This is a genomic window from Lysobacter arseniciresistens ZS79 (assembly GCF_000768335.1).
GTDB lineage: Bacteria > Pseudomonadota > Gammaproteobacteria > Xanthomonadales > Xanthomonadaceae > Novilysobacter > Novilysobacter arseniciresistens.
Map to the genome: position 1 here is coordinate 297047 of NZ_AVPT01000001.1, position 14098 is coordinate 311144.

At 70.6% G+C, this 14098-nt stretch carries 12 protein-coding genes; 10 read left to right on the plus strand and 2 right to left on the minus strand.

What is annotated here, in order from left to right; genetic code table 11:
* The first annotated feature begins 6 nt into the window (after positions 1 to 6).
* Genes N799_RS01360 through yeiP form a run of 5 tightly spaced genes read left to right on the plus strand, consistent with a single transcriptional unit; the run spans position 7 to position 6870 of the window.
* Entirely contained in the window at positions 7 to 2016 is a 2010-nt protein-coding gene (locus N799_RS01360) for an acetyl/propionyl/methylcrotonyl-CoA carboxylase subunit alpha (RefSeq protein WP_036206590.1), read from the plus strand.
* Entirely contained in the window at positions 2013 to 2915 is a 903-nt protein-coding gene (locus N799_RS01365; RefSeq protein ID WP_036206592.1) for a hydroxymethylglutaryl-CoA lyase, read from the plus strand. Before N799_RS01360 ends, N799_RS01365 begins: the two co-directional genes overlap by 4 nt.
* 23 nt (positions 2916 to 2938) lie before the next feature.
* A complete protein-coding gene (locus N799_RS14205; protein WP_052100927.1) occupies positions 2939 to 5470 on the plus strand; it encodes a sensor domain-containing protein in 2532 nt (843 codons plus the stop codon).
* A gap of 35 nt (positions 5471 to 5505) precedes the next feature.
* Positions 5506 to 6276: an SDR family NAD(P)-dependent oxidoreductase gene (locus N799_RS01375; RefSeq protein ID WP_036206596.1), complete on the plus strand. Its 771-nt coding sequence runs from the start codon at positions 5506 to 5508 to the stop codon at positions 6274 to 6276.
* A 27-nt stretch (positions 6277 to 6303) separates the two neighbouring features.
* A complete protein-coding gene (gene yeiP / locus N799_RS01380) occupies positions 6304 to 6870 on the plus strand; it encodes an elongation factor P-like protein YeiP (protein WP_036206599.1) in 567 nt (188 codons plus the stop codon).
* Positions 6871 to 6879: 9 nt separating this feature from the next.
* Here yeiP and N799_RS01385 read toward each other — a convergent pair whose 3' ends face one another.
* Positions 6880 to 7467 (minus strand): NUDIX hydrolase, encoded by a 588-nt coding sequence (locus N799_RS01385; RefSeq protein WP_203225001.1) that lies wholly within the window; start codon positions 7465 to 7467, stop codon positions 6880 to 6882.
* Between the two features lie 183 nt (positions 7468 to 7650).
* On the opposite strand from N799_RS01385, the gene N799_RS01390 reads away from it, so the two are divergent.
* The 5 genes from N799_RS01390 to mtnC are packed head-to-tail and all read left to right on the plus strand — an operon-like array spanning position 7651 to position 12363.
* On the plus strand, positions 7651 to 9117 hold the full coding sequence (locus tag N799_RS01390; RefSeq protein WP_036206602.1) for an amino acid permease: 1467 nt from the start codon (positions 7651 to 7653) through the stop codon (positions 9115 to 9117).
* Positions 9118 to 9135: 18 nt separating this feature from the next.
* Positions 9136 to 10428, plus strand: a complete 1293-nt coding sequence (locus tag N799_RS01395) for an amino acid permease (RefSeq protein ID WP_052100932.1) — start codon at positions 9136 to 9138, stop codon at positions 10426 to 10428.
* Between the two features lie 50 nt (positions 10429 to 10478).
* Positions 10479 to 11114: a methylthioribulose 1-phosphate dehydratase gene (locus N799_RS01400; RefSeq protein ID WP_036206606.1), complete on the plus strand. Its 636-nt coding sequence runs from the start codon at positions 10479 to 10481 to the stop codon at positions 11112 to 11114.
* Positions 11111 to 11665, plus strand: coding sequence for a 1,2-dihydroxy-3-keto-5-methylthiopentene dioxygenase (locus N799_RS01405; protein WP_036206609.1), 555 nt, complete (start codon positions 11111 to 11113; stop codon positions 11663 to 11665). Before N799_RS01400 ends, N799_RS01405 begins: the two co-directional genes overlap by 4 nt.
* Positions 11665 to 12363: an acireductone synthase gene (gene mtnC, locus N799_RS01410; RefSeq protein ID WP_036206612.1), complete on the plus strand. Its 699-nt coding sequence runs from the start codon at positions 11665 to 11667 to the stop codon at positions 12361 to 12363. Before N799_RS01405 ends, mtnC begins: the two co-directional genes overlap by 1 nt.
* Before the next feature lie 15 nt (positions 12364 to 12378).
* Here the strand turns inward: mtnC and N799_RS01415 are convergent, their stop codons facing one another.
* Positions 12379 to 14007 (minus strand): calcineurin-like phosphoesterase C-terminal domain-containing protein, encoded by a 1629-nt coding sequence (locus N799_RS01415; RefSeq protein ID WP_036206615.1) that lies wholly within the window; start codon positions 14005 to 14007, stop codon positions 12379 to 12381.
* Positions 14008 to 14098: the final 91 nt, after the last annotated feature.

Genomic DNA, 14098 nt, shown 5'->3' on the forward strand with positions numbered 1-14098 from the left:
CGCCGAATGTTCAACAAGATCCTGATCGCCAACCGCGGCGAAATCGCCTGCCGCGTCATCCGCACCTGCCGCGCGCTCGGCATCCGCACCGTCGCGGTGTACTCCGAGGCCGACGCCGACGCCCAGCACGTGCGCCAGGCCGACGAGGCGCACTGCATCGGCGGCCCACGGCCGGCCGACAGCTACCTGCGCGGCGACGCGATCATCGAGGTCGCCCGCCGCACCGGCGCGCAGGCGATCCACCCCGGCTACGGCTTCCTGTCGGAGAACGCCGACTTCGCCGACGCGGTCGAGGCCGCGGGCATCGTCTTCGTCGGGCCGAAGGCGGCGTCGATGCGCAAGATGGGGTCCAAGGCCGGCGCCAAGGAGCTGATGCAGGCGGCCGGCGTACCGGTGGTACCCGGCTACACCGGCGAAGACCAGGACCCCGCGCGGCTGCAGGCCGAGGCCGACCGGATCGGCTACCCGCTGATGATCAAGGCCGCGCACGGTGGCGGCGGCAAGGGCATGCGCATCGTGCGCGCGTCCGGCGAGTTCGCCGCCAACCTGGAGTCCTGCCAGCGCGAGGCCGCCAACGCCTTCGGCCGCGATCGCGTGCTGCTGGAGCGTTACATCGAGCAGCCGCGCCACATCGAGATCCAGGTGTTCGGCGACGCCCACGGCAACGTCATCCACCTCAACGAGCGCGAGTGCTCGGCGCAGCGGCGCTACCAGAAGGTGCTGGAGGAATCGCCCTCGCCGTTCCTGACCCCCGCGCTGCGGCAGGCGATGGGCGACGCGGCGGTGCTGGCCGCGCGCGCGATCGACTACGCCAACGCCGGCACGGTCGAGTTCATCGTCGACCCGTCGGGCGGCTTCTACTTCATGGAGATCAACACGCGGCTGCAGGTCGAGCACCCGGTGACCGAGTGCGTGACCGGGCTGGACCTGGTCGCATGGCAGCTGCAGGTCGCCGCCGGCGAGCCGCTGCCGCTCGCGCAGGACGCCATCGCCCAGAACGGCCACGCGATCGAGGTGCGGCTGTACGCGGAGGACCCGGAGGCCGGCTTCCTGCCGGGCTCGGGCACGCTGGAGCGGCTGCGGCTGCCAGCGGCGTCGGAGCACGTGCGGATCGACTCGGGCGTGGTCGAGGGCGACACCGTCACGATCTTCTACGACCCGATGATCGCCAAGCTCATCGTCCACGACACCGACCGCCCGCGCGCCCTCGCCCGCCTGCGCGACGCCCTCGCGCAGTGCGCGATCAGCGGGCCGAAGTCGAACATCGGCTTCCTCGAACGGCTGGCGCGGCACCCGGCGGTGGTCGACGCGACCATCGACACCGGTTACCTCGATCGCCACCTCGACGAGTTCATGCCGACCGAGGCAGCCGACCCCGACCTGCTGCTGGCAGCCGCGGTGGCCCGGCTGCTCGCGCGCGAGCGTCGCAGCCGCGCCGACGCCGCGACCTCCGCCGATCCGTCCTCGCCCTGGGCAATCGCCGACGGCTGGCGGCTCGGCCACGCCGGCCAGCGCACCCTCGCCTTCCTGCATGGCGAGCGCCGGCTGGAACTGCGCGCGCACGGCAGCGGCGGCGACTACCGGCTCGAGCACGACGGCCAGGCCCACGACATCGCCGGGGCCCGGCTCGACGGCGACACCCTGAGCCTGCGCATCGGCGGGCGCGCGCGGCGGTTCCATGTGTTCGACCACGGCCGCGAGCTTCTGGTCCACGACGGCGAACAGCGCCTGCGCCTGCAACCGGTCGCGATGTACCGGCACGAGGCGGCCAGTTCCGGCAGCGGCGCCGACAACGTGGTGGCGCCGATGCCCGGCCGCGTGGTGGTGGTCAAGGCCGCAGCCGGCGATGCGGTCGAGGCCGGCCAGGAGGTGATGGTGATCGAGGCGATGAAGATGGAGCTGAGCCTCAAGGCGCCACGTGCCGGCACCGTCGCCGAGGTGCGCGCGCAGGCCGGCGAGTTCGTCGAGGCCGACGCCGTGCTGGTCGCGCTGGCCGCCGCGGAGGTGGAGGCATGAGCGCCCTGCCCGCCCGCGTCCGCATCGTCGAGGTCGGCCCGCGCGACGGGCTGCAGAACGAGAAGACGATGGTGTCCACCGCCGACAAGATCGAGCTGGTGGACCGGCTCACCGCGACCGGCCTGCAGAGCATCGAGGCGACCAGCTTCGTCAGCCCGAAGTGGATCCCGCAGCTGGCCGATGCCGCCGAGGTATTCGCCGGCATCACCCGCAAGCCGGGCGTCCACTACCCGGTACTGGTGCCCAACGAGAAGGGCTACGACCGCGCACGCGAGGTCGGCGTCGAGGAGATCGCGGTGTTCACTGCCGCGTCGGAGGCGTTCAACCAGCGCAACATCAATGCCTCGATCGACGAGTCGCTGGCCCGGTTCGCGCCGGTGCTGGCGCGCGCCCGGGCCGACGGCGTGCGCGTGCGCGGCTACGTCTCGACCGTGCTTGGCTGCCCCTACCAGGGCGAGGTGCCGCTGGCCGATGTGGTCCGCGTCGCACGTGAACTCCACGGAATGGGCTGCTACGAAATCTCGCTGGGCGATACCATCGGCGTCGGCACGCCCGGCAAGGCGCGCGCGATGCTGCAGGCGGTCGCCGCCGAGGTGCCGCTGGACGCGCTGGCGGTGCATTTCCACGACACCTACGGGCAAGCGCTGGCCAACATCCTCGCGTGCCTGGAGGTCGGCGTTTCGGTGGTCGACTCGGCGGTGTCCGGCGCCGGCGGCTGCCCGTACGCCAAGGGCGCCAGCGGCAACGTCGCCAGCGAGGACGTGGTGTACATGCTGCACGGCCTCGGCATCGAGACCGGCGTCGACCTGGCGCGGCTGGTCGAGACCGGCCACTGGCTCGCCGGGCGGCTCGGCCGCGAGACCGGCAGCCGCGCAGGCCGGGCACTCGCGGTGTCATGACCCGCGCGCCGCCAGCAGGCACGATGCCGCCGCCGTCCGACCGGACGGAGATGGCGGCCACGCTGGCGGCACTTGAAGACGCCTGCCGCGACCCGGACCTGCCGGAGGCCACCCGCAACCTGCTGCAGCGCGCGCACGCCGCGGTGGTTGCCGCGCGCACCGACGCCGACACCGCGCGCCTGCGCTACCACGCCCTGTTCGACGCTGTGCCGGACCCGGTCAGCATCCTCGATGCCGACGGCATCGTCCTCGACCTCAACCGCGCCGGCCTCGCCGCCTACCGCCGCGACCGCGGCGACATCGTCGGCCGGCCGATCCACGTACTCAACCCGGACCTGCCGCACGACCACCTCGCGCCTGTATGGGAGACGCTCAACCGCGGCGGCACCTACGTGATCGAGGTGTCCAACATGCGCGCCGACGGCAGCCGGTTCCCCGTCGAAGTGCACTCGGCCGGCTTCGAACACGAGGGCCAGAACTGCATCGTCGCCGTCGCCCGCGACCTCAGCGGCCGCCGCGACGCCGAGCTGCGCTACCGCGAGCTGATGGAGACCATCGACACCGGCATCCTGGTGCGCGACGCGGACGGCCACATCACCCACGCCAACGCCGCGGCGATGCGGCTGTTCGGCATCCCGCCGGGCCAACGCGCCGACATCGCGATGGCCGGCGACCAGTGGTGCGTGGTCGACGAATGCGGCCGCGAACTCGCGCCGGACGAGTTCCCGTCCGCACGCGCGTTGCGCCACGGACGCCCGGTCGGCAGCGTGTTGCTGGGCTACTACCACCGCCGGCGCCGCACCCTGACATGGTTCTCGGTGACCGCGGTGCCGCAGTTCGGCCCGGGCAGCGACCGCGTCCAGCAGGTGCTGTCGCTGTTCTCCGACGTCACCGCACTCAAGCGCGACAGCACCCTGTTCGACCGCGCCCAGGCGATGGCCCACATCGGCGGCTGGGAGTGGGACACCGGCCGCGACCGCCTGTACCTGACCGGCGAATCGCGCCGCATCATCGGCCGCGACCCCGCCCCGCGCAGCATCGCCGACCTGCTGGACTGCCTGGCCGACACCGACCGCGCGCGGTTGCGGCAGGCGCTCGACCACGCGATGGCGATGGGCCGCGGCCTCGACCTTGAGCTGCAGGGTACGCGCGGCGACGGCCAGCCGTTCTGGGTCCGCGCGATCGGCGAAGCCGAGGCCGGCGGCCCGCTCAGCGCGCGCCTGACCGGCACCCTGCAGGACATCACCGACCGCAAGCACGCCGAGGAGCACCTGCGCATCCGCGCGCGCACCGACCCGCTCACCGGCCTGCTCAACCGCGACGCCGTCCGCGCCGAGGTCGACGCACGGCTGGCCGACCCCGCACGCGCGCGGCTGGCGGTGCTCTACATCGACCTGGACCGCTTCAAGATCGTCAACGACGTGCTCGGCCACGCCGCCGGCGACCGCCTGCTTGCATCGGCCGCCCGCCGCATCCGCCGCGCGGTCGGCGGCGAAGGCCTGATCGCCCGCTTCGGCGGCGACGAATTCCTCGTGGCCTGCCCGCTGGAGGACGACCCGGCCCGAGCGGCTCGCATGGCGCAGGCGATCCTCGACATCTTCGGCGACAGCTTCCGCCTCGGCGGCGAGGAGTTCGCCATCACCGCGAGCATCGGCATTGCCCACGCGCCGGCCGACGGCACCACCTCCGAACAGCTGATCCAGAGCGCCGACGTGGCGATGTACGACAGCAAGCGCCGCGGCCGCAACGGCTGGCAGGCGTTCACCACGGAGCTGGCCGAGCAGCAGCAGCAACGCCTGCAACTGGAGACCCACCTGCGCCGCGCGGTCGGCAACGAGGAGTTCCACCTTGTCTACCAGCCACAGGTCGACCTGGCCACCGGCCGGCTGGCCGCAGTCGAATCGCTGATCCGCTGGACCAACCCGGCGCTCGGGCAGATGCAACCCAGCCGCTTCATCGACCACGCCGAGACCACCGGCGACATCGTCGGCATCGGCGGCTGGGTGCTGCGCCAGGCGTGCCGGCAGTTGCGCGACTGGCGCACCGCCGGCCTTGCGATCGAGCGGATCGCGGTCAATGTGTCGTACCGGCAGTTCCTCGGCGAGGACCTGGCCAGCAACGTGCGCGCGGCGCTGGACGAGTCCGGCCTGCCCGGCAGCGCGCTGGAGCTGGAGTTCACCGAGCGGGTGCTGATCGAGGACGAACCGGAGACGCTGCGCACCTTCGAGGCCCTGCGCGAACTCGGCGTAATGCTGACCATCGACGACTTCGGCGAGGGCTACAGCGCGCTCAACTACCTGCGCCGGCTGCCGATCCACGGACTGAAGCTGAGCCAGCTGTTCGTGCAGGGCGTGCCCGGCAACGCGTCCGACGTGGCGGTCTGCGAAGCGGTGACCGGCATCGCCCGCAGCCTGAAGCTCGGGTTGGTGGCCGAGGGCGTGGAAAGCGACGCGCAGCGGGAGTTCCTGCTGGGTCTCGGGGTCCGCATCGGCCAGGGCTTCCTGTTCGCCCCCGGGCTGACGCCGGCGGAAGTGCAGGCGCGCTACCTGCCTTAGAATCGCCGTCCCGCTCCGTTTTCGCGAGACTTCCCATGCAGCTTTCCGATACCCGCGCCGTCATCACCGGCGGTGTCTCCGGCCTTGGCCTGGCGGTCGCGCGCCACCTCGTCGCCAACGGCGGCAAGGTCGCCCTGTTCGACGTCAACGAGGAAAAAGGCGCCGCGGCCGTGGCCGAACTGGGTGCGGACAAGGCGCGCTACTGGAAGACCGACGTCACCGACGAAACCGGCGTCATCGCCAATGTCGCCGCGGCCAAGGAATTCCTCGGCGGGCTCAACGCCGCGGTCAACTGCGCTGGCATCCTCGGCGCCGGCCGCGTGCTCGGCCGCGAGGCGCCGATGCCGCTGTCGCAGTTCCAGTCCACCGTGATGGTCAACCTGGTCGGCAGCTTCAACGTCGCCAAGGCCGCCGCCGACCTGATGCAGCACAACGAGGCCGGCACCGACGGCGAGCGCGGCGTGATCGTCAACACCGCCTCGGTCGCCGCCTACGAGGGCCAGATCGGCCAGGCCGCGTACTCGGCGAGCAAGGGCGGCGTGGTCGGCATGACCCTGCCGATGGCGCGCGAGCTGGCCCGCTTCGGCATCCGCGTGATGACGATCGCACCGGGCGTGTTCTGGACGCCGATGGTCGACGGCATGCCCGAGAGCGTGCAGCAGTCGCTGGCCGCGACGATCCCGTTCCCCTCGCGGCTTGGCCAGCCGGAGGAGTTCGCCGACCTGGTCGCGTACATCCTCGGCAACACCTACCTCAACGGCGAGACGATCCGCCTCGACGGCGCCACGCGTCTGGCGCCGAAGTAAGCCACCAACACCCCATCCGGAAATCGCATGAAAGCCTACGACGTCAAGAAAGGTAACGTGGTCGAGTACAACAACACCGTCTACCAGGTGCGCGACATCGAACGCAGCTCGCCGCAGGGTCGCGGCGGCAACGTCAAGTTCCGCTTCACCATGTACTCGGTGCCCGGCGGCAACAAGTTCGACCTCAGCCTCGGCGGCGACGACGAGCTGAAGGAAGTCGAGCTGAGCCGCCGCCAGGCGACGTTCTCCTACAAGGACGGCGACGCGTTCGTATTCCTCGACGACGAGGACTACACGCCCTACACCCTCGATGCCGACGTGGTCGGCGACGGCGCCGGCTACATCGTCGACGACCTCACGGGCTGCTACGTGCAGATCATCGACGACCAGCCGGTCGCGTTGCAGCTGCCGCAGACGGTCGCGATCGAGGTGGTCGAGACCCCGCCGGAGCTCAAGGGCGGCACCGCGACCAAGCGGCCGAAGCCGGCGAAGCTGTCGACCGGCATCGAGATCATGGTTCCCGAGTACATCGCCAACGGCGAGCGGGTGCTGGTCAACACCACCAGCGGCGAGTTCTCCGGCCGCGCCGACTGACCGTCGGTTTCACGGATGGCGCGCAAGCCACTTGCGCGCCATCCGCCGCAACGACTCGTCGGCGGCGAGATCGGCCTGGATCGCGGCGATGTCGCGCCAGGCCAGGTCCAGCGACTCATACCCGACCACGAACGCCTCGCCGGCCGTGGCCCGCACCACGTAGCGGGCGTCGTAGTGCCAGTGACCCGGCACGTCGCCACGCTCGGGAATCCAGTGGCGATCGAGGTCGAACAACCCGGCTTCGACCACCAGTCCGGACAGGCCGGACTCCTCCTCCGCCTCGCGCAGCGCGACCGCAGCCAGATCGGTGTCGCCATCGGCATGCCCACCCAGTTGCAGCCAGCGCCCGAGCTTGCGGTGGTGGGTCAGCAGTACGCGCGCCCCACCTGCATCGACCAGCCAGCTCGACGCGGTGAAGTGGCCTCCCAGCCGCTCGCGCATGAATGCGTGTGCGGGTGTGTCATCGACACGCTCGTCGAGCAGCGCCTGGAACTCGTCGACCACCGCGCCCTCGCCGGGCCAGCGTTTCCGATAACGCGTCAGTTCGACAGGCAGCCCCGCGGACGTGCGGGAAGACGGGCGTTCGGACATACGCATCGGTACGCAAAGACTCGGCTCGGGGGACCGGATTGTCGGGGCCGGCACACCGGCGATGACAGTGGCAATCGTCCCTTGCCGCTCGTTTCCGGGCTGGGGTAAGGTGGCCCGCCACTTGCCGCGCATCATGCCGGCGTGCCTGCGACGCGGACCCGTCCGCCGCGCCACCAACTGGGGAACCGGATGTTCAAGAATCTGTTAGCGACCAAGCCGATCGAGCCGGCAGGACACGTCGATGCCGGTGAACCGTTCGAGGGCAGTCTCGAAGGCGAGGCCACGCTCAAGCGCACTCTCACGGGCACCCAGCTGATCCTTCTGGGCGTCGGCGCGGTCATCGGTGCCGGCATCTTCGTGCTGACCGGCCAGGCGGCCGCCGAGCACGCCGGCCCCGCGATCATGCTCAGCTTCGTCATCGCCGGCATCGCCTGTGCGTTCGCCGGCCTGTGCTACGCCGAGTTCGCGGCGATGCTGCCGGTGTCGGGCAGCGCCTATTCCTACTCCTACGCCACCCTCGGCGAAGGTGTCGCCTGGTTCATCGGCTGGTGCCTGGTGCTGGAATACCTGTTCGCCTCGTCGACCGTGGCGGTCGGCTGGTCGGGCTACCTCAACGCCTTCCTGAGCAACTTCGACCTCGCCTTGCCCGCCGCACTGGCCAGTGCGCCGTTCGCGGTCGAGGGCGGCGAGTTCATCCGCACCGGCACCCTCATCAACCTGCCGGCGGTGCTGATCATCGCGTTCGTCACCGGCGTCGGCTACGTCGGCATCACCCAGTCGGCGTTCGTCAACGGCATCATCGTGGCGATCAAGGTGACGGTGATCCTGCTGTTCATCGCGTTCGGCGCGCAGTACGTCGACCCGGGCAACTGGGAACCCTTCATCCCCGCCAACGAAGGCCCCGGTCGCTTCGGCGTGGACGGCGTGATGCGCGCGGCGGCGATCGTGTTCTTCGCCTACATCGGCTTCGACGCGGTCTCCACCGCGGCCGGCGAGGCCAAGAACCCGCAGAAGGACATGCCGATCGGCATCCTCGGCTCGCTGGTGGTCTGCACCCTGCTCTACATCGTGGTCTGCGCGGTGCTCACCGGCATGATGGACTACCGCCTGCTGGGCACGCCGGAGCCGGTGTCGACCGCGCTCAACAACTACCCGTCGCTGGGCTGGCTGCAGACGCTGGTCGAGGTCGCGGCGATCGCCGGCCTGTCGTCGGTGATCCTGGTCATGCTGATGGCGCAGCCGCGCATCTTCTACAGCATGTCGCGCGACGGCCTGCTGCCGAAGCTGTTCGGCAAGGTCCACCCGAAGTTCCACACGCCCTATGTCGGGACGGTCATCGTCGGCGTCATCGCCGCGGTGCTGGCGGGCTTCCTGCCGATCGGCCTGCTCGGCGAGATGGTCTCGATGGGTACCCTGCTGGCGTTCGCGACCGTCTGCGCCGGCGTGCTGATCCTGCGCCGTACCCGCCCCGACCTGCCGCGTCCGTTCCGGGTGCCGGCGGCGATCCTGATCTGCCCGCTGGGCGTGATCGCCTGCCTGTACCTGTTCTCGCAGCCGTTCGCCGAGCACTGGCGCCTGCTGCTGGGCTGGATCGTGCTCGGGCTGCTGATCTACATCGGCTACGGCTACCGCAACAGCAAGCTGCGCAAGCGCTGACCGCGCACGGATCCGCCCATGGAAACCCGCAAGATCGGTCCGGTACTGGCCACCTTCGTGGTGGCCAACAACATGATCGGCTCCGGCTTCTTCCTGTTGCCGGCCTCGCTGGCCACGTCCGGCGGCGTCACCGTCTTCAGCTGGGTGATCGGCACCCTGCTCGCGCTGATGCTGGGCGGCGCGTTCGCCCGGCTGGCGCGTGACTACCCCGACCTTCAGTCGGCCGACGACTACGTGCGGCCGTCGCTGGGCCGCGATGCGAGCTTCCTGGCGACGTCGCTGTACTGGGCGTCCTCGTGGATCGGCAACAACGCGATCGCGGTGGCCGCGTTCGGCTACCTGGTGACGCTGCTGCCGCTGGACGGCGGCAACCCGACGGTGCAGCTGGCCGGGCAGATCGCGCTGATCTGGCTGATGTTCCTGGTCAACCTGCTCGGTCCCAAGCCGGTGGCGAAGTTCCAGTCGCTGTGCGTGGTGCTCGGCCTGGCGCCGGTGGCGATGGTGCTGCTGTTCGGCTGGGGCCACTTCGACGGCGCCATCTACGACGCCTCGTGGAACGTGTCGGGCGAGTCCGACGCGGCCGTGGTGTTCGGTTCGCTCGGCGCGATCTTCTGGGCCTTCGTCGGGCTCGAGACCGGCGCGATGGTGGCCGGCGTGGTGCGCGACCCCGACCGCGACGTGCCGATCGCGACACTGGGTGGCGTACTGATCGCCGGCGTGGTCTACGTGGTCTCCTCGGTGCTGGTGATGGGCATCATCCCGGCCGACGAACTGGCCGCATCGAGCGCGCCGTTCGTGCTGGTCGCGGCCGAGATCTTCGGGCCGTGGGCCGCGATTGCCATCGCCGCCGCGGCCGCGTTGAAGGCGACCGGCACCCTCGGCGGCTGGATGCTGGTGACCGGCGAGACCGGCGCCCGCGCCGCGCAGCACGGCTACCTGCCGCGCGTGTTCGGCCGCTTCAACTCGCGTGGCGCGGCCGCGTGGGGCCTGCTGATCATCGCCAGCGCGATGAGCCTGATCGCGTTCCTGACCCTGTCGCCCAACGTGTCCGAACAGTTCGGGCTGATCATCGGCGTCGTGGTCAACCTGGTGGTGCTGGCCTACGCCGCCGCCGGCCTGAGTCTGGTGGTCGGCACGCGCACCCGACGCCCCACCAACAGTGACCGGGTGCTCGGCATCGGTGCACTGGTCGCGTGCGCGCTGCTGCTGGCCTCCACCTCGGCGACCATGCTGCTCGGCGCGGCGGTCGCGATGGTGGTCGCGCTGGTGCTGTTCCGGCTGTTCGGGCGGCGCGCTCCGGCCGTTGCCTGAACCGGCGCGGGGAGGCGTTGCGGCGCTCCCCGCGTTGCTAAACTCCAGGGATGGACACCCTCCCCTACGACAGCCGGCAGCTGAAGCATTGCGCCGGCGACATCATCCGCAACGTCCGCGAGCTGGCCGCCGCCGGCTGGACCCCGGCGACCAGCAGCAACTTCTCGCTGCGGCTCGACGACCGCCACGTCGCAATCACCGTGTCGGGCCGCGACAAGGGCCGCCTGGTCGAGGACGACATCATGGTCGTCGACCTGCAGGGACAGCCGGTCGCCACGTCGCACCGGCCCTCCGCCGAAACCCTGCTGCACACCCAGCTGTACGCACGCTTTGCCGAGGTCGGCTGCGTGCTGCACACCCATTCGCTCAACCAGACAGTCGCCTCGCGGCTGTTCGCCGGCGCCGGCCACGTGCACCTGGAAGGCTACGAGCTCCTCAAGGCCTTCACCGGCAACAGCACCCACGAGACCGCGATCGAGCTACCCGTGCTGCCCAACAGCCAGGACATGCACACCCTCGCCGCGCAGGTCGACGCCCTGCTCGACCAGCGCTGCATGTGGGGCTACCTGATCGACGGCCACGGCCTGTACGCATGGGGCCGCGACATGGCCGAGGCGCGCCGGCACCTGGACGCATTCGAATTCCTGCTCGGCTGCGAGCTCGAACTGAGGAAACTGCAACGATGAGCCGCCTGCGCGTCTTCGCCGAGGACCAGCCCGCCACGCCGCTGCTGGCCACCACCGACCATGCCGGGATCGCCCGCGAACTCCGCCCGCTCGGGGTCGACTTCGAGCAATGGCAGGCCGCCGCGCCGGTGAAGCCCGGCGACAGCCCCGAAACCATCATGGCCGCCTACCGCGAAGACATCGACCGTCTGGTCGGCGAGCGCGGCTTCAAGAGCGTCGACGTGGTCAGCATCGCGCCGGACAACCCCAAGCGCGAGGAGATGCGGGCGAAGTTCCTTGACGAACACTTCCACAAGGAAGACGAGGTCCGCTTCTTCGTCGCCGGTTCCGGCCTGTTCACCCTGCACGTGGGCGAGCGGGTGTACGAGCTGCTGTGCGAGGCCGGCGACCTGGTGTCGGTGCCCGACGGCACCACCCACTGGTTCGACATGGGACCGGAACCGAGCTTCGTCGCGATCCGCTTCTTCACCGAGCCCGACGGCTGGGTCGGCCACTTCACCGGCACCGACATCGCCGGCCGCTTCCCGCGCTACGAGCCGGGGGCGAACTGATGGCTCGCGCGATCCTGACCGACATCGAGGGCACCACCAGCAGCATCTCGTTCGTCAAGGATGTGCTGTTTCCATACGCGCGACGTGCGCTGCCGGGCTTTGTCCGCGCCCACGGCAACGAGCCGGGCGTGCGCAAGTGGCTCGACGCGGTCGCGGCCGAGAACGGCGGCGTGTGCCGCGACGAGATGGTGGTGGAGGTACTGCAGGGCTGGATCGACCAGGACCGCAAGCACACCGCGCTGAAGGCGTTGCAGGGGATGATCTGGTCTGCCGGGTACCGCGATGCGGACTTCACCGCGCACATCTACCCCGATGCCGCCGATGCCCTGCGCGGCTGGCATGCCGCGGGGACGCCGCTGTACGTCTACTCGTCCGGCAGCGTGCCCGCGCAACGGCTGTTCTTTGGCCACAGCGATGCCGGCGACCTGACGTCGCTGTTCTCCGGCTGGTTCGATACCGAGGTTGGCGGCAAGCGCGAAGCCGAAAGTTACCGCCGCATCGCCGGCTCCATCGGCCTGCCCGCGAACGACATCCTGTTCCTGTCGGACGTGGTCGAGGAGCTCGACGCGGCGCGCGAAGCCGGGATGGCGACGGTGCTGGTCGACCGCCTGGACGACTACCCGCAGCCGCGTACCGGCGACGCGGCCGGCGGCCACGAGCGGGTGGAATCCTTCGCCGCGATCACGCCGGGCGCCTGATGCGCGGCGGCGGCCTCACGGCGTCGCCGCTTCCAGCCGGTAGCGGGTCGCGGCGCGTTGCTCGCCGCGGGCCGGATCGAAGAACCGCACTTCCACGCGATGGGTGCCGATCGCAAGGTCGGTCGGCAGCGCGCCACGCCAGAGATGGGTCGACGGTACCGCCTCGGGCGAGCGGTCGTAACCGCGCAACGTGGCGGCCTCGTCATCGCGGACGTTCTCGGCGAGCAGGCGCGGGTCGGGCCGCTCGACCCGGCGCATCGGTTCCCACGCGCCATCGTCGACTCGATACTCGACGCGGCTGTCCTCCCGGCCCATGAACACGTTGGCGTACACGCCCCAGGCCGGATACGCGCCCTGGCGCAGCACCCGCGGGGCGTGCAGGAACATCGTCGGCGTCGAGGCCGGGTCGTCGCCGCCGAGCCGCGCGGGGTGCCAGCTCAGCGCATGGCCGCCGCCGGGCTGCACCACCAGACGCGCGTAGCCGTTGGGCGTGCCGTCGGCCATGGTCGCGTCGGGGATGCCCGCCGCGTCCTTCACCCCCGACCAGAACGCGCCACACGCGGCGCCGATGTTGAACTCGTGCAGCGGCGCGGCACCGTGCCAGCCACTCGCGGCGTCATGCATCACCTGACGTTGCACGTGGCCGTGGCCGGTCAGCAGCAGCACCTGCGGGAAGTCCCGCAGCAGCGCGAACAGGCGCTCGCGGTCTGCGCTGCGGAAGGTCTCGCGCCCGGGCGACGGGTCGGTGTCGAAGAACGGAATATGGGCGGCGACCACCAGCAGGCGGTCACGCGGCACGTCGGCCAGGTACGCCTGCAGGAAAGCGAACTGGTCCTCGCGCAGGCCGCCGACGTAGCCGGGTGACTGGCCGGGCCGGTACACCACGTCGTCGAGCACGACGAAACTGGCAGACGGCTCCTCCCACGCCAGCGTGTCCGGGCCGAAGTGGCGGCGGAAGGTCAGCAGCGACTGGTCGTCGGCGGGCGCGTCGAAGTCGAGGTCGTGGTTGCCCGGCGCGTGCAGCCACGGCACGCCAAGGGAGGCGGTCGCGCGGTTGATCGCGGGGTACAGCGACAGGTCGTCGTTGACCACGTCGCCAAGCGTCAGGCCAAGCCGCGCGGTGGCGTGGCCGGCGTCGCGCACGGAGGCGATGACGTCGCGGGCGTAGTAGTCGATGTCGGTCGCCGTGCTGGTCTGCGGGTCGGCGAACAGCAGCACCTCGAGGCTCGTGTCCGACGGAAAGGTCGCGGGCAGCAGGCCGAGGTCGAAGCGCGTCTCCGCCGCCACCGGCACGCCGCCGAACTCCAGTGCCGGCGAGCCCGCGGGGAAATAGTGCGACCAGAACCGCGGCAGGCCGTTGTCGCCCGACGGGAAGGCATGGGTCGCCGGCTTGATCGCGAACACGGTGTCGCCCGGACGCACCGGGACCGAATAGCGGCCGTCCGCACCGGTCCGGACGATGTCGCGGCCGTTGGACAGCTTGACGCCGGCGATTCCGGGCTCGCCGGGGTCGCGCGCGGCGTTGCCGTTGGCATCGGCGTAGACCTCGCCGGAGACGAAGGTTTCGACCGCAGCGGTGGCCGGGAACGCGCATGCCGCGAGGTAGCCGGCGAGGATCAATACGTGCGGGCGCGAAACGGTCATGGCGGCCTCCGGAAGGACCGGCAGACTAGCGCAGCATCCCGCGCGGCGCAGGTGCGGACCCCGTAGGAGCAACTGTCTTCTTCAGATCGGC